The sequence below is a fragment of the Rhodococcus sp. P-2 genome (assembly GCF_016598535.1).
In the GTDB taxonomy this organism is placed as follows: Bacteria; Actinomycetota; Actinomycetes; order Mycobacteriales; family Mycobacteriaceae; genus Rhodococcus_F; species Rhodococcus_F baikonurensis.
This window is the reverse complement of sequence record NZ_CP066779.1, coordinates 796,978-821,583: the sequence shown is the minus strand read 5'-3', so window position 1 is coordinate 821,583 and position 24,606 is coordinate 796,978. Positions and strand designations below refer to the sequence as shown.

At 62.9% G+C, this 24,606-nt stretch carries 23 protein-coding genes and 1 riboswitch; of the genes, 14 read left to right on the top strand and 9 right to left on the bottom strand.

Features of this window, described 5'->3' with window-relative positions; translation table 11 throughout:
* The first annotated feature begins 175 nt into the window (after positions 1-175).
* Positions 176-4,360 (top strand): bifunctional nitrate reductase/sulfite reductase flavoprotein subunit alpha, encoded by a 4,185-nt coding sequence (locus I7X09_RS03900; RefSeq protein WP_200315655.1) that lies wholly within the window; start codon positions 176-178, stop codon positions 4,358-4,360.
* Positions 4,361-4,366: 6 nt separating this feature from the next.
* Here the strand turns inward: I7X09_RS03900 and I7X09_RS03895 are convergent, their stop codons facing one another.
* Entirely contained in the window at positions 4,367-4,831 is a 465-nt protein-coding gene (locus I7X09_RS03895) for a tRNA (cytidine(34)-2'-O)-methyltransferase (protein ID WP_200315653.1), read from the bottom strand.
* A gap of 136 nt (positions 4,832-4,967) precedes the next feature.
* Between I7X09_RS03895 and I7X09_RS03890 the strand changes: the two genes are divergently transcribed.
* Positions 4,968-5,648, top strand: coding sequence for an excalibur calcium-binding domain-containing protein (locus I7X09_RS03890; protein ID WP_166810978.1), 681 nt, complete (start codon positions 4,968-4,970; stop codon positions 5,646-5,648).
* Positions 5,649-5,681: 33 nt separating this feature from the next.
* The gene (locus I7X09_RS03885) at positions 5,682-6,302 is read left to right on the top strand and encodes a pentapeptide repeat-containing protein (protein ID WP_095968982.1); all 621 of its coding nucleotides are present in this window, start codon (positions 5,682-5,684) and stop codon (positions 6,300-6,302) included.
* Positions 6,303-6,308: 6 nt separating this feature from the next.
* Here I7X09_RS03885 and I7X09_RS03880 read toward each other — a convergent pair whose 3' ends face one another.
* Both I7X09_RS03880 and I7X09_RS03875 read right to left on the bottom strand, forming a co-directional pair.
* A complete protein-coding gene (locus tag I7X09_RS03880) occupies positions 6,309-6,584 on the bottom strand; it encodes a DUF1905 domain-containing protein (protein WP_124566488.1) in 276 nt (91 codons plus the stop codon).
* 32 nt (positions 6,585-6,616) lie between these two features.
* Positions 6,617-7,129: a GNAT family N-acetyltransferase gene (locus I7X09_RS03875; protein ID WP_234036789.1), complete on the bottom strand. Its 513-nt coding sequence runs from the start codon at positions 7,127-7,129 to the stop codon at positions 6,617-6,619.
* Positions 7,130-7,160: 31 nt separating this feature from the next.
* Between I7X09_RS03875 and I7X09_RS03870 the strand changes: the two genes are divergently transcribed.
* Together I7X09_RS03870 and I7X09_RS03865 are read left to right on the top strand one after the other, a co-directional pair.
* Complete coding sequence (locus I7X09_RS03870; RefSeq protein WP_185564411.1) at positions 7,161-8,018, top strand: bifunctional methylenetetrahydrofolate dehydrogenase/methenyltetrahydrofolate cyclohydrolase; 858 nt, start codon at positions 7,161-7,163, stop codon at positions 8,016-8,018.
* Positions 8,019-8,023: 5 nt separating this feature from the next.
* On the top strand, positions 8,024-8,308 hold the full coding sequence (locus I7X09_RS03865; protein WP_003940740.1) for a DUF3017 domain-containing protein: 285 nt from the start codon (positions 8,024-8,026) through the stop codon (positions 8,306-8,308).
* Between the two features lie 5 nt (positions 8,309-8,313).
* Here the strand turns inward: I7X09_RS03865 and I7X09_RS03860 are convergent, their stop codons facing one another.
* The 4 genes from I7X09_RS03860 to I7X09_RS03845 all read right to left on the bottom strand — a co-directional run bounded on the left by I7X09_RS03860 (position 8,314) and on the right by I7X09_RS03845 (position 13,293).
* Positions 8,314-8,889, bottom strand: coding sequence for an SWIM zinc finger family protein (locus I7X09_RS03860; RefSeq protein WP_095968986.1), 576 nt, complete (start codon positions 8,887-8,889; stop codon positions 8,314-8,316).
* Positions 8,889-10,718 (bottom strand): DEAD/DEAH box helicase, encoded by a 1,830-nt coding sequence (locus I7X09_RS03855; protein WP_234036788.1) that lies wholly within the window; start codon positions 10,716-10,718, stop codon positions 8,889-8,891. Before I7X09_RS03855 ends, I7X09_RS03860 begins: the two co-directional genes overlap by 1 nt.
* A 116-nt stretch (positions 10,719-10,834) precedes the next feature.
* The gene (metX, locus tag I7X09_RS03850) at positions 10,835-11,971 is read right to left on the bottom strand and encodes a homoserine O-acetyltransferase MetX (protein ID WP_124566485.1); all 1,137 of its coding nucleotides are present in this window, start codon (positions 11,969-11,971) and stop codon (positions 10,835-10,837) included.
* The gene (locus tag I7X09_RS03845) at positions 11,968-13,293 is read right to left on the bottom strand and encodes a bifunctional o-acetylhomoserine/o-acetylserine sulfhydrylase (RefSeq protein ID WP_200315651.1); all 1,326 of its coding nucleotides are present in this window, start codon (positions 13,291-13,293) and stop codon (positions 11,968-11,970) included. Before I7X09_RS03845 ends, metX begins: the two co-directional genes overlap by 4 nt.
* 143 nt (positions 13,294-13,436) lie before the next feature.
* A riboswitch (SAM riboswitch) is annotated at positions 13,437-13,577 on the bottom strand.
* A 305-nt stretch (positions 13,578-13,882) separates the two neighbouring features.
* Here I7X09_RS03845 and I7X09_RS03840 point away from each other — a divergent pair.
* The 7 genes from I7X09_RS03840 to yhjD all read left to right on the top strand — a co-directional run bounded on the left by I7X09_RS03840 (position 13,883) and on the right by yhjD (position 20,528).
* Positions 13,883-15,106 (top strand): NADP-dependent isocitrate dehydrogenase, encoded by a 1,224-nt coding sequence (locus I7X09_RS03840; protein WP_003940772.1) that lies wholly within the window; start codon positions 13,883-13,885, stop codon positions 15,104-15,106.
* 130 nt (positions 15,107-15,236) lie between these two features.
* Positions 15,237-16,445 (top strand): MFS transporter, encoded by a 1,209-nt coding sequence (locus I7X09_RS03835; protein ID WP_387412481.1) that lies wholly within the window; start codon positions 15,237-15,239, stop codon positions 16,443-16,445.
* Positions 16,446-16,580: 135 nt separating this feature from the next.
* Complete coding sequence (locus tag I7X09_RS03830) at positions 16,581-17,327, top strand: exodeoxyribonuclease III (RefSeq protein WP_234036936.1); 747 nt, start codon at positions 16,581-16,583, stop codon at positions 17,325-17,327.
* 26 nt (positions 17,328-17,353) lie between these two features.
* Positions 17,354-17,887, top strand: a complete 534-nt coding sequence (locus I7X09_RS03825) for a ribonuclease domain-containing protein (protein WP_095969267.1) — start codon at positions 17,354-17,356, stop codon at positions 17,885-17,887.
* Entirely contained in the window at positions 17,887-18,381 is a 495-nt protein-coding gene (locus I7X09_RS03820) for a barstar family protein (RefSeq protein ID WP_095968992.1), read from the top strand. The genes I7X09_RS03825 and I7X09_RS03820 overlap by 1 nt, the downstream gene beginning before the upstream one ends.
* Before the next feature lie 26 nt (positions 18,382-18,407).
* Positions 18,408-19,442 (top strand): tryptophan--tRNA ligase, encoded by a 1,035-nt coding sequence (trpS, locus tag I7X09_RS03815; protein ID WP_003941025.1) that lies wholly within the window; start codon positions 18,408-18,410, stop codon positions 19,440-19,442.
* Between the two features lie 51 nt (positions 19,443-19,493).
* Positions 19,494-20,528: an inner membrane protein YhjD gene (gene yhjD, locus I7X09_RS03810; protein ID WP_200315649.1), complete on the top strand. Its 1,035-nt coding sequence runs from the start codon at positions 19,494-19,496 to the stop codon at positions 20,526-20,528.
* Here the strand turns inward: yhjD and I7X09_RS03805 are convergent.
* Positions 20,525-21,835 carry a D-alanyl-D-alanine carboxypeptidase family protein gene (locus tag I7X09_RS03805; RefSeq protein ID WP_234036787.1) on the bottom strand — a complete coding sequence of 437 codons (1,311 nt, stop codon included), beginning with the start codon at positions 21,833-21,835 and terminating at the stop codon, positions 20,525-20,527. The genes yhjD and I7X09_RS03805 overlap by 4 nt on opposite strands.
* 103 nt (positions 21,836-21,938) lie before the next feature.
* Here I7X09_RS03805 and I7X09_RS03800 point away from each other — a divergent pair, with 103 nt between their 5' ends.
* Both I7X09_RS03800 and I7X09_RS03795 read left to right on the top strand, forming a co-directional pair.
* Positions 21,939-22,337: an Rv0361 family membrane protein gene (locus I7X09_RS03800; protein ID WP_200315647.1), complete on the top strand. Its 399-nt coding sequence runs from the start codon at positions 21,939-21,941 to the stop codon at positions 22,335-22,337.
* Between the two features lie 119 nt (positions 22,338-22,456).
* Positions 22,457-23,029: a dihydrofolate reductase family protein gene (locus I7X09_RS03795; protein WP_095968996.1), complete on the top strand. Its 573-nt coding sequence runs from the start codon at positions 22,457-22,459 to the stop codon at positions 23,027-23,029.
* Between the two features lie 62 nt (positions 23,030-23,091).
* Here the strand turns inward: I7X09_RS03795 and I7X09_RS03790 are convergent, their stop codons facing one another.
* On the bottom strand, positions 23,092-24,597 hold the full coding sequence (locus I7X09_RS03790) for a CoA-acylating methylmalonate-semialdehyde dehydrogenase (RefSeq protein ID WP_200315645.1): 1,506 nt from the start codon (positions 24,595-24,597) through the stop codon (positions 23,092-23,094).
* Positions 24,598-24,606: the final 9 nt, after the last annotated feature.

Sequence of the window (24,606 nt, the reverse complement as noted above, 5' to 3'; positions counted from 1 at the left end):
GGCATTCGCGTGTCGCCGCCCGTCGACGACTGCTGGTTCCGGGACCGCACATCGGTCAGAAGGGGACGGTGAGGAAAGAGTGATTGTTACGCAACATCGGGCATGAACTCCCGAAACAACTGCATCCGAAGATGGAAATCGACCTTGATCCTCGGTCGAAGGGATGCATGAATCGATGGGCGCTCAACTCACTACCACCAGTGTCGACACACTCTGCGCGTACTGCGGGGTCGGCTGTGGTCTCGTCCTCGACATCATCACCGATCCGGAGACGGGTCGTCGGAAGGCTGCGAAGTCTTCCGGTCTGAAGACACATCCCACCAACTTCGGGCGTCTGTGCACCAAAGGGACCACGACAGCAGACATGCTCGCAGGTCCGGGGCGTATGGAATCTGCATATCGCCGTCCACACCGAGGTGATGCGATCGAAGCCGCGGACATGGACGCCGTCATCACCGAAACCGCCCATCGCCTGCGTGGGATCATCGACGAGCACGGCCCCGACGCGTTTGCGTTGTACGTGTCCGGGCAGATGTCTCTCGAAGCCCAGTACTTGTCGAACAAACTGGCCAAGGGCTTTATCGGAACCAATCAGATCGAATCGAATTCCCGGTTGTGCATGGCGAGTGCAGGCACCGGCTACAAGCAATCTCTCGGGGCCGACGGACCGCCCGGTTCCTATCAGGACTTCGAACACGCCGACGTGTTCTTCGTGACCGGCGCGAACATGGCGGACTGCCATCCGATCCTCTTTTTGCGGATGCAGGAGCGGATCAAGGCAGGCGCGAAGTTGATCGTCGTCGATCCTCGACGCAGCGCCACCGCGGACAAGGCGAACTTGTTCCTGCAGATTGCTCCCGGCACAGATCTTGCGCTACTCAACGGGCTACTCCACCTGCTCGTCGTGAACGGCCACACCGATCCGGACTTCATCGCCGACTTCACCGAAGGCTGGGAGGTGATGCCCGGTTTCCTCGCGGAGTACACCCCGGAGAAGGTCAGTGAGATCACGGGTATCCCCGAAGCCGACATCCGCACTGCAGCGCAGTGGATCGGTGAGGCTGCCAACTGGATGAGCTGTTGGACCATGGGGTTGAACCAGAGCACCCACGGCACGTGGAACACCAATGCCATCTGCAACCTTCACCTTGCGACTGGAGCAATCTGCAAGACCGGCAGCGGTCCGTTCTCGCTGACCGGGCAGCCGAACGCGATGGGCGGGCGTGAATTGGGCTACATGGGGCCAGGTTTGCCCGGCCAGCGTGCCGTGACGGTCGACGCCGATCGCGAATTCGTCGAAGGGCGTTGGGGGATCCCGGCGGGTTCTCTGCGCACCGACATCGGCGGCGGAACCATCGACCTGTTCTCCCGCATGGCGGCGGGGGAGATCAAGGCGTGCTGGATCATCTGCACCAATCCTGTTGCAACAGTAGCCAACCGCAAGACCGTCATCGACGGCTTGGAGAAGGCTGACCTCGTCATCACCCAGGATGCGTTCCTGGGTACCGAGACCAACGAATACGCCGATGTTCTGCTGCCCGCGTCACTGTGGACAGAGTCGGACGGAGTGATGATCAATTCCGAACGCAACCTGACGCTCTTTCAGCAGGCGCTGGATCCGGTCGGGCAGGCGCTGCCTGATTGGCAGATCATCGCCCGCATCGCCTGCGAGATGGGGTATGGGGAGGCGTTCACCTATACCTGCGCCGAAGAGGTGTTCGAGGAGATCAAGCAGTTCTGGAATCCGAAGACCGGCTACGACTTGCGCGGCGTCAGCTACGAGCGCCTCCGCAAGACGTCAATTCAGTGGCCATGCCCGCCCGACAGTGATCAGGACCGTCATCCCATCCGATACCTCAATGACGGTGTCAGTCAAAGGCTCCTGATCCGCGAGGACGGCAGCACTCCGCGGCTCGCATTCCCTACCGCCACTGGCCGGGCGATGTTCTTCGCAAGGCCGCACATGCTTCCCGCCGAAATGCCCGACGACGACTATCCATTCCTGCTCAACACCGGTCGTCTCGCGCACCAGTGGCACACCATGACCAAGACCGGCAAGGTCGCCAAGCTGAACAAACTCAACCCAGGTCCCTTCGTCGAGATCCATCCCGACGACGCCGCCAGGCTCGGCGTCGTCGACCAGGATTCGATCGAGGTTGCCTCACGCCGCGGTCGCGCTGTGCTTCCGGCCGTCATCACCGACCGAGTGCGTCCGGGAAACTGCTTCGCACCGTTTCACTGGAACGACGCCTTCGGTGAGTACCTGTCCATCAACGCCGTCACCAACGACGCGATTGACCCTGCCTCGCAACAACCGGAGTTCAAAGCCTGTGCCGTCACTATGACGAAGGTCGCCGTGAACACACCCGAGACAGTGCTCGCCGAGTCGCCGCGGGAGGCTCCTGCGCCGGATGATCGGGTTTTGTCGCGAACCGATGTCCTGGCCGGGGTCATCGGTCAAACAGGAACACCTGCAGTGGTATTCGACGCACTGCAACAGAGCTACCTGGCCGGCCTTCTCGCGGCGTTGCGTGCGGACGGTGATCGTACTGCCGGTGTGCCGACCTTGCCGTCGACTGCGCCGTTCGAGACCGAAAAGAGGATGTGGGTCGACGGCGTATTGGCCGGCCTGTACTCGCGGACCGCACTCCCTGACACGGATGGGCCTGCGTTGCCATCGAGTGCGGGCATTGCGCCGGAACGCGCGCCGATCGCGGTGCTCTGGGCATCGCAGACCGGAAACGCGGAGGAGTTTGCCGCGGCCTGCGCTGCTCGTCTCGGGGGAGTCGGCTTGCCCGTGGTGATGCACGCGATGGCCGAGTTCCAGGCCGCCGACCTGGCAGTTACCAGAGAGGTCCTGCTGATCACCAGTACCTCCGGTGACGGCGAATCCCCGGACAACGGCAGCGGTTTCTGGGACGCATTGTCTGCTGACACGGTGCCCCGCATGGCCGAGACACGTTATGCAGTCATCGCTTTCGGTGACTCGAACTATGCCGACTTCTGTGGACACGGACGAAAGCTCGACGCCCGCCTTGCCGAACTGGGCGCCAGTCGTATCGTCGATCGCGCCGACTGTGAGCCCGATTTCGAGGACATCGCTGCTGGATGGCTGGACGCGGTCACGGCTGAACTTCAGCGCTCGGAAGCTGGCGCGACGACCGACGTCCTCGTTGCAAAGAAAAATTCTGGGACAACCGTTGCGGCCATGCCGATTTCACCGGCGATATCGGCGCCGCTGCAATACAACAAGAAGGCGCCGTTGGCCACAGCCTTGACGCGCAATATCGTGCTCAACCGGCCAGGCTCTTCCAAAGATGTGCGGCAGTTGGGCTTTCACCTTCCGGACGACACTGTCAGTTACGAAGCCGGAGACGCTCTCGGAGTCTGGCCGCGGAACAGTTCCCCGTTCGTCGACGAGTGGCTCACCCTTACCGGCCTCGACGGTGAGGAGACCGTCGACTTGGGGCAGCACGGTTCCATGACTTTGCGTACCGCGCTCACCGAGCGCTTGGAGATCACTCGAATCTCGAGCGACATGATTCGGTTCGTGCATCAACGAACCCGCGATTCGGACCTGGCCGAGTTGTTGAAGCCGGAGAACGTCTCCACGCTCAAAGACTGGTCGTGGGGACGACAGTCCGTCGACATTCTCGCGCAGTCGCCCGTTCGTGCCTCGACGGACGAATGGCTCTCGCTACTCAAACCGCTTCAGCCGCGGCTGTATTCGATCTCTTCCAGTCCGAAGGAGAACCCACGCGAAGTGCAGTTGACGGTGTCCGCGGTGCGATACAACATTGCGGGTGTCCCACGGCGTGGGGTGTGCTCGACTTACCTCGCCGACCACGCCCGCGATGACGACATCGGTATCTACGTGCAGAAGTCGACCCATTTCCGGCCACCTTCCGATCCCGAGACCCCGATGATCATGGTCGGACCGGGGACCGGCATCGCGCCGTTCCGTGCCTTCCTGCATGAGCGGCGGGCATTGGGGCACACGGGTCCGAACTGGCTGTTCTTCGGGGAACAGCACGCCGCTACCGACTTCTACTACCGCGAAGAAATCGAAGAATTGCGGAAAGACGGATTCCTCACCGAACTCGACCTCGCATTTTCCCGGGATCAAGCCGACAAGGTCTACGTGCAGGACCGGATGCGTGAGCGGGGTGCGCTGCTGTGGGAGTGGTTGCAGAAGGGCGCCCACTTCTACGTCTGCGGCGATGCCAACCGGATGGCCAAGGACGTCGACAGTGCCCTCAACGGGGTGGTCGCTCAACACGGAAAACTGGCACCTCGTAGTGCGGAGGCGTACGTGAAGGCTCTCTCGGCCGAGAAGCGGTACGTCCGAGACGTCTACTGACGTCGATCAGACGGCGCCCTTGAACCCGTGCTGACGCCACGCCTCGTACGTCACGAGGGCGGCAGCGTTGGACAGGTTGAGGGACCGGCGTCCGGGAAGCATCGGGATACGCAGGCGCTCGGTGATGTGTTCGTCCGCCAATACCTCTTCGGACAGTCCGGTGGGCTCGGGCCCGAACAGCAGGACGTCGCCGGGTTGGTAGGCGATATCGGCATACGACGTGGTCGCGTGCGCGGTGAAGGCGAACACGCGAGCAGGAGTGACGGCGTCCCAGGCAGCGGCCAGGTTCTCGTGGACCGTGACAGTAGCCAGATCGTGGTAATCCAAGCCTGCGCGCTTGAGCTTCGGCTCCGACAGGTCGAACCCGAGAGGGCCGACCAGGTGCAGTTCGCAACCGGTGCCCGCGACCATGCGGATCGCGTTTCCGGTGTTGGGTGGGATGCGGGGCTCGTGGAACATCACTCGGAACACTCGAGGAACTGTACCGGGCGGCTCAGCGGTGCCCGCGTTCGTGAGAAGGGCAGGCGAGGAGTGTGGGCGAATTGGTAACAAACCGGCCAGTTCGTGCGAATCTATTTCCGGCACTCTTCGCAGAACGGACATTTTGATGAACCCTCCCGCCGGTTGGAACCCCGACCCCTTCGACCCCACGATCGACCGTTACTGGGACGGTCAGCAGTGGACCGCGCAGACACGGCCCAAGGGCGTCGACGCACCCACTCAGGCTTTCGGCACTCCCACTCAGGTCTTCGGTGCACCCGGATCGGCGGTGCCGGACACAAACGCCGAGGAAGGCAAGACGCGGCGTAAGTGGCCGTGGATCGCCGGCGCAGCAGTCGTGGGGCTCGTTGCCATAGCCGCGGCAACGGGAGCGGGCAAGTCGGAAGAATCGACGACACCCGCCGCGACCTCTTCGACGACAGCTGCCGCGACGACGACCAAAACCACTGTCCCGTCTACGACGAAGACCACGACTTCGTCCCTCTTGCCGACGACGACAACGATCGTGCCGCCACCGACGACAACCACCGTCGCAATAGTGCCGCTGGTTCCGCAGGTCCCGGAGACCACGACTACGCCGTACGTTCCGCCCGCCCCGGCGTACACGCCGCCGAAAACAACGGAACCCGCCTACGTTCCTCCGCCGGCCAAGGTGCCTGATGCAGGGGTGTATTACGCCAACTGCGCAGCGGTGCGAGCGGCCGGTGCGGCCCCGATCTACCGCGGCGATCCCGGCTATTCGTCCAAGCTCGATCGTGACGGTGACGGCGTGGCCTGCGAGACCTAGGCGGTCGAACCGGTGTCGGTGCGGCGGGGCAGTATGGACGTCATGCTCCCCGAAGAATCCGACGACGTCGTCGGCGAAGACTATTCAGACGCGCGGCTGGCCGGGCAGAAGTGGCGTCAGCGCACTTTCACCAACTGCAATTTCCGAGACGCCGACCTCACCGGACTCACGACGGAGTCGGTGGTGTTCACGGACTGTGATTTCACCGGCACCGATCTGGGGGAGTCCGTGCACACGGGTACTGCATTTCGCTCCTGCAATTTTGCTCGGACCAGCCTGTGGCACAGCACGTTCCGAAACTGCAGTCTGCTCGGTTCGACGTTCGACGGTTGCCGTATCCGGCCGTTGACGCTCGACGAAGTCGACTTCTCGTTGACCTCACTGGGCGGGGCGGACTTGAGGAAGATCGACTTCACCTCGTGCCGCTTCCGTGAAGCGAACCTGGTTCGGGCCGACATGCGGGGCGCGGTTCTGGCGTCGGCGGATCTGTCCGGTGCTCGCACGGGTGGACTCAAACTCGAAGGTGCAGACCTGCGCGGTGCGCGGATCGACCCGAGTCTGTGGACGTCCGCGTCTGTCGGAAACGCGCAGATCGAGTTGATGCAGGCCGTGGCTTATGCGTCGGCGCACGGTCTTGTCGTCGACATGAAGTAGTAGCGCCTAGCTCTGCACGCGCTCCTCGAGGTGCACGGTCACCAGTTCGCCCGCCTCCTTGCCGATGGCTTTGCGGAGATCGGCTTTGACCGGCAGCTTGTGGTTGCCGTCTCCCAAGGCCATGAACGAACTCTGGAACGGATGTCCGTCGATCGTCCCGCGAACCTTGACCAGGCCGCGGGTGCCGAAGAACTCGGCGGACTCCGGCCAGATGACGTAGGTCCACCCACCCTTGGCGTCACTCTTCTGCAAGGTGGCCGTGAATTCCTTGTCCAGCAACATGATGTCTGTCCTCTCGGGCCGGGGCCTGTCGATCAGCGGATGAATTCCCGTGCGAGCAGATCCATCAGCAGGCCGTCCTTCCACTTACCGTGGCGATCTCGCGAGTACTCGCGCATCACCCCGACGTCCTTGAAGCCCACTGATCGGTAGCAAGCGATGGCGACGGAGTTGTCGACTTCCGGGTCGATGACAAGACGGTGAAATGCGAGGTCGTCGATCAGATGGGCACACAGCACCCGTATCGATTCGCGGCCGAACCCTTTGCTGTGAAAGTCGGGATCGAGGAACAAGTCGAGACCAGCGTGGCGGAAGTCGGGGTTGTCTTCCGCTTCGTACCACTGGATGAAGCCGATCAAGTGGTCGTCGTAGAAGATGCTGTAGCGCGTGGTGCCGGCCTCCGGCGCCGCAGGCCAGTCGTCGTCGGGATTCTGCCACCACTGCACGACGTCCGGGTGCAGGTGAATTGCCCGCAGACGAGCGTGATGGTCGGGCGAGACGGGGGAGAGGAGCACCCTCGGGCCGCGTAGTTCCGGAGCCGTTGTCACTCATCGACCCTAACCTGGAACAATGGTCGCCGTGACTGCAACGATCCTCGACGGCAAAGCTACCCGCGACGAAATCTTCGAAGACCTGAAGGTGCGGGTGAGCGCTCTGAAGGCAGAGGGCATCACACCCGGCTTGGGCACCATCCTGGTGGGCGACGACCCCGGATCCGCGGCTTACGTGCGCGGCAAGCACAACGACTGCGCCAAGGTCGGTATCAATTCCTTGCGACGTGACCTGCCTGCCGACATCACGCAGGAACAGCTCAACGCGACGATCGACGAACTCAATGCCAATCCCGAGTGCACCGGCTACATCGTGCAGTTGCCGCTCCCCAAGCACCTCGACGAGAACGCGGCCCTCGAGCGTATCGACCCCGACAAGGATGCCGACGGCTTGCATCCGGTCAACCTCGGTCGACTGGTGTTGGGCAAGGAAGCCCCGCTGCCGTGCACCCCACGTGGAATCCTCCACCTTCTGCGTCGCTACGAGGTCCCGATTGCCGGTGCACACGTGGTGGTTGTCGGACGCGGCGTCACGGTCGGTCGTCCGATCGGATTGCTGCTGACGCGTCGTAGCGAGAACGCGACGGTCACGCTCTGCCACACCGGTACCCGCGATCTCGCGGCCGAGGTTCGCCGCGCCGACATCATCGTCGCTGCCGCCGGCGTTCCCGGCCTCATCACCGCGGACATGGTCAAGCCCGGAGCAGCGGTCCTCGACGTCGGCGTCAGCCGCACCGACGACGGCCTGCGCGGCGACGTCGCAGCCGACGTGAACGAGGTCGCCGGTTTCGTCTCACCCAATCCCGGTGGTGTCGGACCGCTGACCCGCGCGTTCCTGATCACCAACGTGGTCGAGCGCGCCGAGCGGGTTCTGGCCGGAGCCTGAGTCCGATGTCCTCACTGGTCGGCCTCGCGAAGAAGAATCTGCCCATGCTCGCGGTCCTCGCCGTGATCGCGGCAGCCGTCGTTCTCGTGCTGGCCGACCGGTGGCGTCGCGGCGCCCTCGTATTCGGTGTTGCCGTCATCATCGGTGCTGCTGCTCGGTGGTTCGTTCCCGAGAATCGTGTGGGGTTGCTCGCGGTGCGTGGAAGGGTCTTCGACACCGCGGCGATGGGCGTCATGGGTGTGTTGATCGCGACGCTCGCCCTGACCATCGATCCGCTCGGCACCGACTGAGAAGATCAGTCCCCGTAAAACGAGCGAATGTCGATATCACTCAGAGGGATCCACTCCGGCGGATGTGTGGATGTCGACTTCTTTCCAGCCTTGACCGGCGCACTTCGCAGCGTCACCGCGAGTGCAGGTTCCTCGTCGATTCGCCCGGCGAGGGCGTAGATCGCGGCGAGATGGTGAACGCACGGCGAGCGTCGACCTGAGCAGTCGCAGTTGGCAGTGCACTCCGAAAGATCAACGGCGACTGCGATATTTCGAGCCTGCAGTTCGGTGACGATGCTGTCCGGCAGTTCGCCGGTGGAGACGGATCTGTTGGCCTTTCCCGCCGAGCGGAGAAGGTTCTTCACTGCAGCGATCTCGGATTTGGTCCAGAGCGGGACACCAATCGTCACCGACGAAGTTTTTGCTTTGGTGCTCACCTCGGCTACGACGGTCCCCGATGAGACGACGGTGAACTCCACGGAACCGTTGCGTGCCAGGGTACGGGCTGTCGGCAGGGACGGGTTCGGACCTGATGCCGCCGTCCGCTCCACCGTCCGCAGCCACGCTCGACCCCAAGCGGTGACGCCGAATTCGTTGGCCATCAGATGATCACCGCGCCGTCCAGTTCGAGAAGTTCACGCAGTTCGGTGTCGGGGAGATCGGCCAGGGCGGCCTCGACGTTCCCGGAAACAGCGTCGGCCACAGCTCGTTTGGACTCGTGCATCGCTGCGATGTGATCCTCCACGGTTCCGCCGGTCACCAAGGTGTGGACGTTGACGGTGCGCTTCTGGCCGATGCGGTGTGCCCGGTCGGTTGCCTGATCTTCGACGGCCGGATTCCACCACCGGTCGTAGTGCACGACGTGACTCGCACGCGTGAGGTTGAGGCCGAAGCCTGCGGCTCGCAGGCTCAGAATCAGAACCGGCGGGGAATCCGCGTCGTTCTGGAAGGCGTCGACCATCCCGTCTCGCTTGTCGGTGTTCAGGCCGCCATGGAGGAAGGGGAGTGCGCCGATTCCCAACTCGGATCCCAGATGCCGCGAGAGCATCTCGCCCATCGTCCGGTACTGCGTGAATATCAGCGCGCGATCGCCGTCATCGACGATCTCGGCGATCATTTCCGTTGCGCGGTCGAGCTTTCCGGATCTTCCGTAGAGGTCGTCCGTATCGCCGGTGACCTGCGCCGGGTGATTGCATACCTGCTTGAGGGTGGTCAGAAGCGCAAGGATGTTGCCGCGCCGGGCAATTCCCGTACCCAAACCGGTGTCGAAAGCATCTACTACAGCAGACCGATAGATGCGCGCTTGTTCCGACGTCAGAGTGCACGAGACGGTGGAGAATTGCTTGGGCGGAAGATCCTTGGCCACTGTGTCTTTGGTTCTGCGCAGAATGAAAGGATCGATGACCGCGGCAAGCCTGGTCGCCGCGGTGGCGGATCGACCGGATTCGATCGGTACGGCAAACCGTTGGCGAAAACGTGCGCGAGTTCCGAGGACTTCGGGATTGGCGACGCGAAAGAGCGACCACAATTCTTCGAGGCGGTTCTCCACCGGCGTGCCCGTCATCGCCACCTTGACGTCGGCCGACAACTGCATTGCTGCTTTCGCAGCGAGGGAAGCGGGGTTCTTGATCTGTTGCGCCTCGTCGAAGGTCGCCGAACTCCACTGGATCGGGGCCAATTGGGCTGTGTCGGAACGCAAGACGCTGTAGCTGGTCAGAACCGTGGTGCCGGCGGGGATACGAGTGGGAAGTGCGCGAGCGGTTCCGTGATGAACGTGCAGTGGCAGATGCGGAGCGAATCGCTCGATCTCGCGGCGCCAGTTTCCTATCACCGAGGTGGGACACACGACCAGATGCGGACCGTCGTCCGCGCGGATCGCGATCATCGAAATCGCTTGCAGTGTCTTGCCCAAACCCATCTCGTCGGCGAGAATTCCACCGCCCGAACCCGACAGCGCAGTCAACCAGGCAACTCCGTGCACTTGATACGGGCGCAATGTCGCCTGAATATTTGCCCGGTGAAGACTCTCGATTGCCACGCGCGCTTGGGTGAACAATTGCACCGTGGACCGGGCGCTTCTGATTTTTGTGTCGTCGCCGTCGATCGCTGCATGCGCTGCGGTCGGAATGTCATGTGCGCCGGTGTCGACGACGCGCTTCCATGCGAGCAACGACGGCCCGAGGTCGTCGCGACGTGCATCGAGGGTGTGCAGGGCGTCGACCGCGGTGGCGAGGTCGAGCAGTTGCGCTTCGACGTCGGTTGCTGCGATCGACTCGTCGACGGGGATCGCGAGGCGGCAGATGCCCGGCGACCCGGTCGGCATCCCCAGCGCCGCCAGTCGCGCTTCCGGGTCTGCATCACCCCAGAACGCGAAGGACATGTGCTCGGGAATGTACGTAGCCTGCAGGCGCGTCGAGCATGGCTGATTCACGTTCGCCGATGCTAGCCGCGCCAGCTCAGGTACGCCAATGAAAATCGGGAAAACCTGCAGATCAGCTGTGGTTTTCCCGACATTGACGGATCCTGAAAATGTGGCTCTGTGCCGGATCAGCGGGCCGTGCGTGCGAACTCCATCGTTCGGCGCAGCAGTCCGGCGACAGCGTCCGCCTCCGTCAGGAAGCCGTCGTGGCCGTCCTTGGACTTGAGGATCTCGAGGCCGGAGCACGTGGAAATGCCGTCGGCGATCTCCTCCTGCAAACGAAGGGGATACAGCCGATCCGAGTCCACGCCGCCCACGACGACCGGCGCTGTGATCGATGCCAACGCCGCCGCAACGCCGCCGCGTCCACGACCGATGTCGTGCCGGTTCATGGCCTCGGTCAGGAGGACGTACGTGCTCGGGTCGAAGCGGTCGACGAGCTTGTCTGCCTGATGTTCCAGGTAGCTCTGGACGGCGTATCGTCCACCATTCCAAGGGTTTTCGTCGTTCTGAGCAGAGTTCTCGAAGCGCGCGTCCAGTTCGGACTCGGTGCGGTACGTCAGGTGCGCGATGCGACGGGCGATGCCGAGTCCGGCGCGAGGTACCCGCCCCGTTCCGTGGTAGTCACCGCCCTGCCAGTCCGGGTCGGACACGATGGCAGCGATCTGCGTCGTCTGGGTGCCGATCTGATCCGCAGTGGCCCGTGAACCGGTTGCGAGCACCAACGCGGAGCGAATGCTGTCCGGGTAGGTTACTGCCCATTCGAGCGTGCGCATGCCGCCCATGGATCCGCCGACTACCGAGGCCAACTGGTCGATCCCGAGAAGATCGACGAGCTTCTTCTCCGCTGCGATCTGATCCCGGATGGAAATCTCCGGGAACCTGCTGCCCCACGGCTTGCCGTCGTCGGCCAGCGAACTGGGACCGGTCGTGCCGCGACAACCACCGAGGACATTGGTTGCGATGACGCACCATTCGCCCGTGTCGATCGGTTCGCCGGCGCCGACCATTCCGTTCCACCAGCCGGGGGAGGGCTGATTTGCGGAGATCGGTCCGGTGACGTGTGAGTCTCCGGTCAGTGCGTGCTCGACGAGTACGACGTTGTCGCGGTTCGGGGACAGCTCACCCCACCGCTGAACGGCGAGCGAAACCGATGGGAGTACCGCGCCGCTCTCGAGTTCCAAGGCACCGATGTCGACGAACCCCACCTGGCCGTCGGGCGGGGGGAGGAGGTCGATCCTGGGCTCCAATTCGTTCACGGTCACGAGTTTGCCACCGCAGCCAGGCCGACGGTGAGATCGGCGAGGATGTCGTCGATTCCTTCGATTCCGACCGCGAGGCGGACGAGCCCGGGTGTGACACCGGAGGCTAGCTGCTCTTCGGGGGTGAGCTGCGAATGCGTCGTCGAGGCGGGGTGGATGACGAGTGAGCGAACGTCACCGATGTTGGCGACGTGGCTGTGCAGCGTCAGGGCGTTGACGAACGTCTTGCCCGCATCGATACCGCCGGGCAGTTCGAAGGTGACGATGGCGCCGGTTCCCTTGGGCGTCAGCTGCTTTCCGCGCTCGAACCATGGTGAGGAGGGGAGTCCCGCGTAGGAAACGGAGGCCACCTCGCCGTGACCGTCGAGGAATTCGGCGACCTTTTGTGCATTGGACACGTGACGCTCGATGCGCAGGCTCAAGGTTTCGATGCCCTGCGCGATGAGGAACGCGTTGAAGGGCGCCACGGCGGAGCCGAGATCGCGCAGCAGTTGGACGCGCGCCTTGAGTGCAAATGCCGGCGCGCCGAGGTCTGCGAAGGTGACGCCGTGGTAGCTGGGATCAGGCGTCGTGAAGTTCGTGTGGCGACCCTGCGTCCAGTCGAAGGTGCCACCGTCGACGATGGCGCCGGCGATCGCTGTGCCGTGTCCGCCAAGGTATTTGGTGGCGGAGTGAACGACGATGTCGGCGCCGTGTTCGAGTGGGCGGAGCAGGTACGGCGTCGCAACGGTGTTGTCCACGATCAACGGGAGACCGTTCTCGTGGGCCAACGACGAGATTCCTGGGAGATCGAGGATGTGGTTCTTGGGATTGGCGATCGTCTCGCCGTAGAAGGCCTTCGTGTTCGGGCGAATGGCGTCGCGCCACTGCTCGAGATCGTCGGGATCCTCGACGAACGTGACTTCGATGCCCAGCTTGCGAAGCGTGTAATGCAGGAGGTTGTACGTGCCGCCGTACAGGTACGGGCTGGAGACGATGTGGTCGCCGGCCTCGGCAATGTTGAGGATCGCGATGGTCTCGGCAGCCTGACCCGAGGACAGCAGGAGTGCGGCGACTCCGCCTTCGAGGGCGGCGATGCGCTGCTCGACGGCGTCCTGTGTGGGATTCATGATCCGCGTGTAGATGTTGCCCGGCTCGGCGAGGCCGAACAGTGCCGCAGCGTGATCGGTGCTGTCGAAGACGTAGCTGGTGGTCTGGTAGATCGGCAGAGCGCGCGCATTGGTGGCGGTGTCCGCTGTTTGCCCGGCGTGCACCTGCTTTGTCTCGAACGACCAGTTGGCGGTCGGATCAGAAGTTGCTGCGGCGTCGGCTGTGTTGTCGGTCACGATTTGTTCACTCCAGTGGTCTGACGGATAGATGTCGGACGGGGGCGAAGGATCGCCGCCCCGTGCTGGGGTCTATCTACAAGTGCGACACATACTGAGTTACCTCCGTGGGGCTCGGCCCGGTCTGGGGTCCGTCCCTGTCGGACCCGCGCTTGTCACCCGAATTGCGGTGGAACTGCGTGAGCAGATCCACGTCGGGAAACCTGGTCATCACCCGGGGCACCCCACCGCGGTTGGAGGGTTGCCGTCCAGCGAGCCGGGGCTTGACGCTGGCACTCATGACCAAGTCGGATTCTACCGGGAAGTGAGCGCAGTCCTGACACGGGGCGAAATGTGAGCCGCGACCGCACGCGAGACAGAGCGACGCAGCCCACTAGCAGGCAAAAGTTACTCGCGAGTAGAGACCGGTGGGTGGACCTGCCGGTTGCAGCCTCACGGGTTAGCAGTACGCTTGTCTTGTTTGGGACTCATCTCCCGAGATCAGTCCACACCGTCTAGGTTTGATAATCGAACCGTTCGCGGACCCACTCACAAAGTGTGACCGCAACCGTGTAACCAGGGAAACTTCCTAGGAGGACGCGAAGCACCCATGTCCAAAATCAAGGTTGAGGGCACCGTCGTCGAACTCGACGGCGATGAGATGACGCGCATTATCTGGCAGTTCATCAAAGACAAGTTGATCCATCCGTATCTCGATGTGAACCTCGAGTACTACGACCTCGGTATCGAGTACCGCGACGAGACCGACGACCAGGTCACCATCGACGCAGCGCACGCGATCCAGAAGCACGGCGTCGGCGTCAAATGCGCCACGATCACGCCGGACGAGGCACGTGTCGAGGAATTCGGTCTCAAGAAGATGTGGCGTTCCCCGAACGGAACGATCCGCAACATTCTCGGCGGCACGATCTTCCGCGCACCGATCATCATCTCCAACGTTCCGCGACTCGTTCCGGGCTGGACCAAGCCGATCATCATCGGCCGTCACGCATTCGGCGACCAGTACCGCGCCACAGACTTCAAGGTCCCCGGCCCCGGCAAGGTGATGATCACCTACACGCCTGAGGACGGCAGCGCACCGATCGAGCACGAACTGGTCAACTTCCCCGAAGAGGGCGGCGTCGTCCAGGGGCAGTACAACTTCACCACGTCCATCCGTGACTTCGCTCGCGCGTCGCTCACCTACGGACTGCAGCAGAACTACCCGGTGTACCTGTCCACCAAGAACACCATTCTCAAGGCGTACGACGGTGCCTTCAAGGACATCTTCCAGCACGTCTACGAGACCGAGTTCAAGGCTGAGTTCGATGCCGCAGGTCTGACCTACGAGCACCGCCTCATCGACGACATGGTCGCTTCCGCACTCAAGTGGGAGGGCGGCTACGTCTGGGCATGCAAGAACTACGACGGCGACGTCCAGTCCGACACCGTGGCCCAGGGCTTCGGCTCGCTCGGCCTCATGACGTCGGTTCTGCTGACACCGGACGGAAAGACCTGTGAGGCAGAGGCTGCTCACGGCACCGTGACGCGTCACTACCGTCAGCACCAGCAGGGCAAGCCCACCTCGACCAACCCGATCGCGTCCATCTTCGCGTGGACCCGCGGGCTCGAGCATCGTGGCAAGCTCGACAGCACCCCTGAGGTCATCGGCTTCGCGCAGGCGCTCGAAGACGTTGTCATCAAGACCGTCGAAAGCGGCCAGATGACCAAGGACCTCTCGATGCTGGTCGGCGGCGATCAGGGCTACCTGACCACCGAGGAGTTCCTCGGCGCACTCGACGTGAATCTGCAGAAGGCCATGGCCGCGAAGTAGATTCACCGCTTCACCTTTCAGATGGGACGTCCGGGAAACCGGGCGTCCCATTTGTGTTCGTGGTCTCACGTGAGTGAACTCACCCGCTCTCACTTGGAAGTTCAACCAGATGTGAGACCACAATTGATCAGTGACTTCGTCTACCCTCTCCCGTTCTGACACCTCGACTCCCGGGGTTCGTTCCACCAGAGGTCCGGCGATGCTCGCTCTCGCCCTCGGCGGTTTCGGTATCGGCACCACCGAGTTCGTCGCCATGGGATTGCTCCCGGAAATGGCATCCGGGCTCGGCGTCTCGGAACCCGTCGCGGGCCACGTGATCTCCGCATACGCGCTCGGCGTTGTCGTCGGCGCTCCGCTGATCGCTGCACTCACCGCACGAGTACCGCGCCGCACGCTGTTGATCGCACTCATGGTCGCTTTCACCGTCGGCAATGCCGCTTCGGTTTTCGCGCCCTCCTACACGACGCTGATGATGGCTCGCTTCGTCGCCGGATTGCCGCACGGCGCCTACTTCGGAGTCGCCGCACTGGTCGCAGCTCACCTGGCCGAACCAGGAAAACGCGCGAAGGCCGTGGCCATGGTGATGATGGGCCTTTCCGTGGCCAACGTGATCGGGGTGCCGGTCGCGGCCTGGATCGGCCAGGCACTCGGCTGGCGCAGCGCCTTCGCCTTGGTCGCCGTAATCGGGGTGGCAACGGTTGCTTCGCTGTTCGTCTGGATACCGCGTTTGGACGGTATGCCGGTGACGAATCCGATCACCGAACTCGGAGCGCTTGGCCGCGTTCAGGTGTGGATGACCTTGATCGTGGGCATGGTCGGATTCGGCGGCATGTTTGCCGTTTACACCTACATCAGTACGACTCTCACCGACGTGTCCGGGCTTGGCGCTTCGTTCATTCCCCTCGCACTCATGCTGTACGGACTGGGCATGGTGGCCGGCAACTTCGTCGGCGGATACCTCGCGGATCGCGCACTGATGAAGGGATTGTTCCTGTCGATGGGATCCCTCGTGGTGATCCTCGCGGTCTTCGTGATCGCCGTGCGCAATCCGTACACGGCGCTTGTCTTCGTCTTCCTCATCGGGCTCGCCGGGTCCTCGATGGTTCCCGGCCTCCAGACACGGTTGATGGATGTCGCCGAGGACGCTCAGACCTTGGCTGCCTCTCTCAATCACGCCGCGCTGAACATCGCCAATGCCTTCGGAGCGTGGATCGGCGGCGTCGTCATCGCGGCCGGTTACGGGTACACCGCGCCGGCGGCAGTTGGGTCGTTGCTGGCCGTCGCAGGTCTCGTCGTGCTGGCGGTTGCGGTGATTCTGCAGCGTAGGGCCGTGCGCTGACCTGGGAGCCCATCCGCGTCGGTGGAATCGGCTACGGTGCTTGCCGTGCCACAAACTGCTGACTCCCACATTCTTGCGCCCCACACCATCACGTCCGTGAACGTCAACGGCGTTCGAGCAGCGGCCCGCAAGGGCATGCTCGACTGGCTGGAGAAGACGTCGGCGGATTTCATCTGCCTTCAGGAAACGCGTGCGTCGGACGATCAGCTTCGCGAGACTCTCGAACCAGCGCTCGGCAACGGATGGTTCCTGGTCTCCGCCGAGCCGTCTGCGAAGGGACGAAACGGAGTCGCGGTGCTCTCACGTACCGAGCCTGACGCGGTGCGGATCGGCCACGGGGACGACGAGTTTCTCGACGCCGGCCGATACATCGAAGCCGACTTCGCGGATCTGACCGTCGCGAGCCTGTACCTGCCGTCCGGTGAGGCGCTCACGCCGAAGCAGGAGGAGAAGGAGCGGTTCATGGCGTCCTTCGCAGTTCACCTCGCTAGCACCGCTGCGGCGGCCGAGGCTGCCGATCGTCACGTGGTGGTCAGTGGCGATTGGAACATCGCGCACACCGAACTCGACCTCAAGAACTGGAAGACCAACAAGAAGTCTTCGGGATTCCTTCCCGAGGAGCGCGCCTGGATGGATCTGCTGTTCGCCGAAGATTCCGCGTGGGTCGATGTCTTCCGCACCCTCCATCCGGGTGTCGACGGTCCGTACTCGTGGTGGTCGTACCGCGGCAAGGCCTTCGACAACGATTCGGGTTGGCGTATCGACTACCAGGTTGCCACCCGCGGATACGCCGAGCGGGCCAAGGTCGCGGTCGTCGAACGCGCTGAGTCCTACGACCTCCGATGGTCGGATCACGCACCTGTCACCGTCTCGTACCGGTAGGGACGCGCATGCCTGAAGGTCTGAAAATGCCGAGCGCAAAGACGCGCAACGCCATCATCACGGTTGTCGTGGCGGTGGTGGCACTCGTGCTGGCGGTCACCCTGTCTTCGCGGGATTCCGACAGTTCGGCATCTTCGGCGTCATCGTCGTCGGTTACGAAGTCCGCGAGTGTCCAGCCTTCGAGTGCTCGAGCCAAACCGGGTGCAACTACCAAGGCTGCGCCGTCGAGTTCCGAGCCGTCGAGTTCCGCTGCAAAGACAACGCAGCAGGCAAGCACTGATGCGCCGGCGCGGGTTCTCGCCACGCTGGTGGAGATCGACGCCGGGCGGTGGCCTGATTCCGCCAATGCGCCGGGCACGAAGGGCGGCATCACCTTCCGCAACAGCGAAGGGCGTCTACCCGCGGTCGGTGCCGGTGGCGGACGTGTCGTCTACCAGGAATGGGACGTCAACGCGAAGAAGAACGGCCAAGGTCGCGATGCCGAGCGGATCGTCACCGGCAACGACGGTTCGGCGTGGTACACCCTCGATCACTACGACACGTTTGTGAGGATTCGCTGATGTCCGACTCGTCCACGGTCAGCGTGGTGCAGTGGCTGGATCCGTCTTCGGATGTGGCTTCGGTGGCGCTGCAGGGCGACCCGGCCGTTGCGGATGATCTTGCACGGGAACTCCGTGGCGAGAATTTTGTCGTTCGGGTGGTTCGCGGAGAGAACATGCGAACAACGGCGCAGGTCTTCGACGAGTTCGCGGCGGCCTTCCAGTTTCCGTCCCACTTCGGGCGCAACAAAGACGCTTTCGACGATGTCATGCGCGATCTCGACGACGTACTCGGACTCGGCGCCGGATATGTAGTTGTGGTCCGCGGTGCTGGTTCTCTACTGTCCGAGCAACAGGATCAGTTGGAGTGGTTCCGCGAAACGATGGACTTCTACGCCGAAGAATGGGAACCCGTCGTTTTCCGGACCGTCTACCAATTCGGCGCGGACGACCTCACAGCCCGCGGTGACGACCTCGTCGAACTCACCTACCCGGGCACCACGCCACTGCACTGATTTCCACTCGTGAAAAGATCGGAACCATGTCGACCCCTGCAGAACAGAAGCCCACCGCAAAGCCTCGCGTGCTTTCCGGCATCCAGCCGACGTCGGATTCTTTCCACCTCGGCAACTACCTGGGCGCGCTGCAGCAGTGGGTTCCGTTGCAGGACGATTTCGACGCTTTCTACTTCATTCCGGACCTTCACGCCATCACGGTGACGCAGGACCCGAAGGAACTGCGTCGTCGCACCAAGGTGGCGGTCGCTCAGTTACTTGCAGTGGGTATCGATCCCGATCGGGCGACGCTGTTCGTGCAGAGTCAGGTTCCCGAGCATGCGCAGTTGGCGTGGGTCCTGAACTGCATCACCGGTTTCGGTGAAGCCAGCCGTATGACGCAGTTCAAGGACAAGTCCGCCAAACAAGGCAGCGACAACGCCAGTGTCGGTTTGTTCACGTATCCGGTTCTGATGGCCGCGGACATTCTTCTGTACCGCCCGCAGCGAGTTCCGGTCGGTGAGGATCAGCGTCAGCACCTCGAACTCGCACGCGATCTGGCCGGCCGGTTCAATACCCGCTATGGCAAGGCGTTCGTTGTTCCCGAACCGCAGATCATCAAAGGCACGGCAAAGATCTACGACCTGCAGGATCCGACCGCGAAGATGAGCAAGTCCGCTGCCAGTGCAGCCGGACTGATCAATCTGCTCGACGATCCCAAGGTGTCGGCGAAGAAGATCAAGTCGGCGGTCACCGACAACGAGCGCGAGATTCGCTTCGATCCGCAGGCCAAGCCAGGCGTCAGCAACTTGCTCACCATTCAGTCGGCTCTCTCGGGAGTACCGATCGAGACTCTGGTGGCCGGCTACGAGGGCAAGGGGTACGGCGACCTCAAGACCGATACCGCTGATGTGCTGACCGAGTTCGTCACCCCGCTCAAGGCGAAGGTCGACGGTTACCTCGCCGACGAGGCGGAGCTGGATCGCATCATCGCGGCCGGAGCGCACCGCGCTCGTGAGGTGTCTTCACGCACTCTCGCTGCTGTCTATGACAAGGTCGGATTCCTGGCACCGAAGGGTTGACCGACGCGAATTCGGACTCACGACGCCTGACCGAACATGAGGGGGACGGCAATGGCTGACACGGACGACGACGCACCGAGCTTTCTCGAGAAGCAACGGGCAGCGCGACCATGGCTCGATCATCTGGTTCGCGCGGCTGGACGGTTCCAAGAGCAAAAAGGCGATTACTACGCTGCAGGAATCACGTACTTCAGTGTTCTCGCACTGATTCCGATCATGATGGTCGCGTTTGCAGTGGCCGGCTTCGTATTGGCCGGGCATCCCGAGTACTTGGAGTCGATTCAGGAGGAGATCACCAAGAGCATTCCGGGCAGCTTGGGTGACACCATCAACACGCTGATCGATTCGGCTATCGACTCGCGCGCGAGCGTCGGAATCTTCGGTCTCCTGGGTGCTGCGTACGCGGGTCTCGGTTGGATGGCCAATGTTCGTGACGCACTGACGGCGATGTGGGAGAGCAAGCGCGAGCCGAAGGGTTTCGTGCGTACCAAGCTCGGTGACGCTGGTGCCCTGATCGGTCTGGCTCTCGCCATGGTCGTCTCGCTGGGCATGTCGGCCTTGAGTAGCGGGCCGGTCGCGACTCAGATCGTCAAATGGCTCAACCTCGAGAACATCACCGGTGTCGGAGTCGGGCTCAGAGTCGTTTCACTGGTGCTCTCACTCCTGGCGACGTGGGCGGTGTTCCTGTGGGTGATTGCCCGGCTACCGCGCGAGCCTGTCACGCTGCGTAGCGCCGCGCAGGCAGCGCTTATCGCCGCGGTCGTGTTCGAGATCTTCAAGCAGGTAGGTGCGATCTACCTCGCGGCCGTCACCAGCGGCCCGGCGGGCGTGGCATTCGGCCCGATCATCGGTTTGCTCGTGTTCGTCTTCACGGCGTCGAGGATGCTGCTGTTCTGCACGGCGTGGGCGGCGACGACCAAGGAAAGCATGGCTCTGGCGTTCGTTCCACCGCCGGACCCGGCCGTGATCTCGCCCCGAATCGTTGTCAGTGACGGGGCTTCACCATCGCGCGTGGCTGCGTTGATCGCCACGGGTGCGGTTGCAGGTCTGGGTCTTTCGGGCTTCATGCGTCGTCGGCCGCGCTAGCGCCTTCGACGGTTGAGAGCAACTGCTCCCGCCACCAACGCGATCACCACTACTGCGCCGACAGCACCGACGAGGATGCGGTCAGTGGTGTCCGACTCGGCGTCGGTAGCGGTGGGTGCTGCCGAGATCGATCCTGGTGCGGCGGCAGAGGGTGTGCGAGTGACGTCGCGCGTGGCGTCGTCGGTGGATCGGTCCGTCAACGAGCCGACGGTTGTGCTCGCGGGGAGCGCATATCCGTAATCGAGTAGACGGGCAGCCTGTTCCCACGGACGGATCGGCTTGGCTTCGCCGCCCATCAATGTCACCAGTAGTTTCCGGCCGTTGCGCTCCGCAGCACCCACGTACGTGTGGCGGGCGTCGTCGGTGAAGCCGGTCTTGCCGCCCAAAGCGCCGTCGTAGTTGTAGAGCAACTGGTTGTCGTTCGCCAGTGTGAATCCAGGGCGGTCCTGATCGTCAGGAATCGTCGGATCCTTGGGGAAGCCGGGAAACTCGACGGTTTCGGTATGGATCAGACCGGCAAACGTCGGATTCTGCAGGGCGGTATGGAAGATCACGGCCAGGTCGTATGGCGAGCTGCTCATGCCCGGGCCGTCGAGTCCGGATGGAGTTGCCGTGCGGGTGTCGAGGGCGCCGAGGTCGGCGGCGAGGGCGTTCATCTTCGACACGGCCGCAGCGTCACCGCCGAGTTGGCGGGCAAGAGCATGTGCGGCATCGTTTCCCGACGCCATGACCAGACCCTGCATCAGTTGCCGGTTGGTGTACTTGCCGCCCTTGCCGATGCCGACAGCGCTACCTTCAGCGTCCGCGTCTTCGGCGGTTGCGGTGATTTCGGTGTCGAGATCGAGTTCGTCGAGTGCGACGAGAGCCAACAGCATCTTGATGGTGCTGGCCGGTCGGTAGCGACCGTGCGGATCTTTGGCGGCGAGGACTTCACCGGTCTCGGCGTCCGCGAGTACCCATCCGGATGCCGCGATATCGGCCGGGAGCGGGGGAGCGCCGTCTGGAAGTACGACGCCACACTCGCCGAGTTTGTCTCCACCGACAGGGCTTTTCGGAATCGGGACAGCGGTGGGGGCCGTGGATCCGGGCGCGGGTGCTTCGGAGAGATCGATCGCCGGCGCCGGGAGACTGGTGAACGGGCAGCTGTCGGTGTTGGGTGTGGTGAACGGAGCCTCGGTGGTGGTGGGCGGCGGCGGGGCCGGTTGGGCGCCGGCGATTCCCGAGGTCCCTACGACACCGGTGAACGCAATGCTTCCTGAGAGCACTGTTCCGGCAACTGCCACTGCACACTTTCGACGCCACATCATCGATATACGAGGGTATGCGAACCGGAGGGAACGTCCGAATCGCCACGCTAGCGCGGAGATCGAAAACAGACGATTCGGTTTGTAGATCGGGCATAGTGGACGGATGAACCTCGTAGGTATACGCGGACGCCGGACGCTCGCGGCAATGACACTTCTCGGAGCGTTGGCAGCTGCGGTGGGGTGCTCCGGCGAGTCGGAGCCGTCGGCCGAGAGTCAAATTTCGGCAGTCGTCGGTAAGAGTTTCGAATTCATGGCGGCAAGGGACTGGGAGGCAGTGGACAGCACTCAGTGCAGTTCGATGCGCAGTGAGAGTCCGCGGGTCGACGAGTCGCCATTCGACGACACACTTGCCAGTCTGAGGCTGGACGGTGTGGAGAACATCGTGGTGAACGGGGATTCGGCGACGGCTGACACTCGCCACTACAGCACCGAGGATCCGTCCCGGATGATGCGCGAGGACATCACGTTGATCAAAGAGAACGGCGCCTGGGTTGTGTGCTGACTCTTCGGGTGCTGACGCTGCCGATTGCCGTCGATGAGTTCCCCGACCAAGCAGAGTCTGTAACAGTGGGGTAGTCGACTACTCGCACGGTGCAGGAACACTGACGACAGGGGATCGGTATGGGCAAGATCGTGGTGACGGAATTCGTGTCTTTGGACATGGTCATGGAAGCGCCCGGTGGTGAACCGGGCTATGCGCATTCTGGATGGGTCTTTCCATACCAGGAGGGCGATCAGATGAAGTTCAAACTCGACGAAACCCTCGCCGCGGACGTGCTTCTACTCGGTCGGCGGACCTACGAGAGCTTTGCAGGTGCCTGGCCTGACCGCGAGGACGACCAAGGCTTCGCGGACAAGATGAACGAGATGCCCAAGTACGTCGTCACGAGTTCGACGGAGCCGCTCGAATGGAACAACTCGACGGCCCTCGACGGTCCCATCGAGGAATCCGTTCCGAAGCTGAAGGAGCAGATCGACGGCGAAATCCTGGTCGCGGGAAGTCGGACGCTCGTCCACGCGTTGTTGCTGGCCGGTCTGGTCGACGAGCTGCGCCTGATGGTCTTTCCGGTCATTCTCGGGTCCGGCGGGAGAGTGTTCCCCGAATCGGCCGACAAGATCGTCCTCGAGTTGAAGGACGATCGTCGGTACGAATCCGGAGTTCAGGTACTGACGTACCACCCCACGGTCGCGTAGACCTCTCGAAAACATCTGTGGCCGAGACTCTTCGAGAGTCTCGGCCACAGATGTCTTGCCGGTTAGCTGTTCTCGGGGAAGCCGAGGTTGATACCGCCGTGGCTGGGGTCGAGCCAGCGACTGGTGACGGCTTTACCTCGCGTGAAGAAATGAACACCTTCGGTCCCGTGAGCGTGGGTGTCACCGAAGAGGCTGTTCTTCCAGCCGCCGAAGCTGTAGTAGGCCATGGGAACCGGGATGGGGACATTGATGCCGATCATGCCTACCTCCACCTCGTTCTGGAAGCGTCTGGCAGCGCCGCCGTCGTTGGTGAAGATGGCGGTGCCGTTGCCGTACGGGTTGTCGTTGATCAGTTCGAGGGCTTGGTCGTAGGTATCGACGCGCACGACGGAGAGGACAGGTCCGAAGATTTCGTCGGTGTAGATCGACATGTCGGTAGTGACATTGTCGATGAGGGTGGGCCCCAGCCAGAAGCCGTCCGGTCCACCATCGGCCTGGACTGTGCGTCCGTCGACCACGATGGTGGCGCCGTCCTTCTCTCCGGCATCGACGTAGGAGGCGACCTTGTCGCGGTGGGCCTTGGTGACGAGCGGGCCCATGTCGGAGTTCTTGGTGCCGTCACCGGTGACCAGGGGGGCAGTTCGTTCGACGATCTTGGCGACAAGCTCGTCGGCGATGTCGCCGACTGCGACCAGGGCGGAGATCGCCATGCACCGTTCGCCCGCGGAGCCGAATCCGGCGTTGACCATTGCGTCGGCGGCAAGGTCGAGGTCGGCGTCCGGCAGAACGATGGCGTGATTCTTGGCGCCGCCGAGTGCTTGCACGCGTTTGCCGTTGGCGGTGCCGGTGGCATAGACGTACTGGGCGATGGGGGTGGATCCGACAAACGAAATCGCTTTGACTGCTTTGTTTTCCAGGAGTTCGTCGACGGCGAGCTTGTCACCTTGGAGGACGTTGAAGACGCCGGGAGGCAGACCGGCTTCGGCCCAGAGTTCGGCGAGCCAGACCGCCGCGGTGGGGTCCTTCTCCGAGGGCTTGAGAATCACGGTGTTCCCGGCGGCGATGGCGACCGGGAAGAACCACATCGGGACCATCGCGGGAAAGTTGAAGGGCGAGATGATGCCGACGGGGCCGAGGGGTTGGCGGATGGAGTACACGTCGACCTTGGTCGATGCATTCTCGGTGTATCCGCCTTTGAGGAGATGCGGTATTCCGCAGGCGAATTCGACCACCTCCTGCCCACGGCTGATTTCGCCGAGAGCGTCGGAGATGACCTTGCCGTGCTCGGCTGTGATGATCTCGGCGAGTTCGCCTTTGCGAGCGTTGAGAAGTTCGCGGAAGTTGAACAGTATCTGTGTGCGCCGGGCCAGGGAGGTGTCACGCCAGGCGGGGAAGGCCGCCGCAGCAGCGTCGATGACAGCGCGGGCGTCCTCGAGGTTCGCCAAGGCGAGTCGGCCGGTGATCTGTCCGGTGGCGGGGTTGGTGACGGGGGCGGTGTTCTCGGATGTTCCGGCGAACGACTTGCCGTCCAGCCAGTGTGCGATGACACGAGTATCAGTGCTGGTCATGGTATTTCC

Excerpts from the sequence above, each read along its gene's own strand:
- I7X09_RS03865 (WP_003940740.1), top strand. The coding sequence starts at position 8,024 with ATGTCCTCACTGGTCGGCCTCGCGAAGAAGAATCTGCCCATGCTCGCG.
- I7X09_RS03885 (WP_095968982.1), top strand. The coding sequence starts at position 5,682 with ATGGACGTCATGCTCCCCGAAGAATCCGACGACGTCGTCGGCGAAGAC.
- trpS (WP_003941025.1), top strand. The coding sequence starts at position 18,408 with ATGTCGACCCCTGCAGAACAGAAGCCCACCGCAAAGCCTCGCGTGCTT.
- I7X09_RS03890 (WP_166810978.1), top strand. The coding sequence starts at position 4,968 with ATGAACCCTCCCGCCGGTTGGAACCCCGACCCCTTCGACCCCACGATC.
- I7X09_RS03880 (WP_124566488.1), bottom strand. The coding sequence starts at position 6,584 with ATGTTGCTGGACAAGGAATTCACGGCCACCTTGCAGAAGAGTGACGCC.
- yhjD (WP_200315649.1), top strand. The coding sequence starts at position 19,494 with ATGGCTGACACGGACGACGACGCACCGAGCTTTCTCGAGAAGCAACGG.
- I7X09_RS03800 (WP_200315647.1), top strand. The coding sequence starts at position 21,939 with ATGAACCTCGTAGGTATACGCGGACGCCGGACGCTCGCGGCAATGACA.
- I7X09_RS03795 (WP_095968996.1), top strand. The coding sequence starts at position 22,457 with ATGGGCAAGATCGTGGTGACGGAATTCGTGTCTTTGGACATGGTCATG.
- I7X09_RS03830 (WP_234036936.1), top strand. The coding sequence starts at position 16,581 with ATGCTCGACTGGCTGGAGAAGACGTCGGCGGATTTCATCTGCCTTCAG.
- I7X09_RS03860 (WP_095968986.1), bottom strand. The coding sequence starts at position 8,889 with ATGGCCAACGAATTCGGCGTCACCGCTTGGGGTCGAGCGTGGCTGCGG.
- I7X09_RS03805 (WP_234036787.1), bottom strand. The coding sequence starts at position 21,835 with ATGATGTGGCGTCGAAAGTGTGCAGTGGCAGTTGCCGGAACAGTGCTC.
- I7X09_RS03825 (WP_095969267.1), top strand. The coding sequence starts at position 17,354 with ATGCCGAGCGCAAAGACGCGCAACGCCATCATCACGGTTGTCGTGGCG.
- I7X09_RS03900 (WP_200315655.1), top strand. The coding sequence starts at position 176 with ATGGGCGCTCAACTCACTACCACCAGTGTCGACACACTCTGCGCGTAC.
- I7X09_RS03820 (WP_095968992.1), top strand. The coding sequence starts at position 17,887 with ATGTCCGACTCGTCCACGGTCAGCGTGGTGCAGTGGCTGGATCCGTCT.
- I7X09_RS03790 (WP_200315645.1), bottom strand. The coding sequence starts at position 24,597 with ATGACCAGCACTGATACTCGTGTCATCGCACACTGGCTGGACGGCAAG.
- I7X09_RS03840 (WP_003940772.1), top strand. The coding sequence starts at position 13,883 with ATGTCCAAAATCAAGGTTGAGGGCACCGTCGTCGAACTCGACGGCGAT.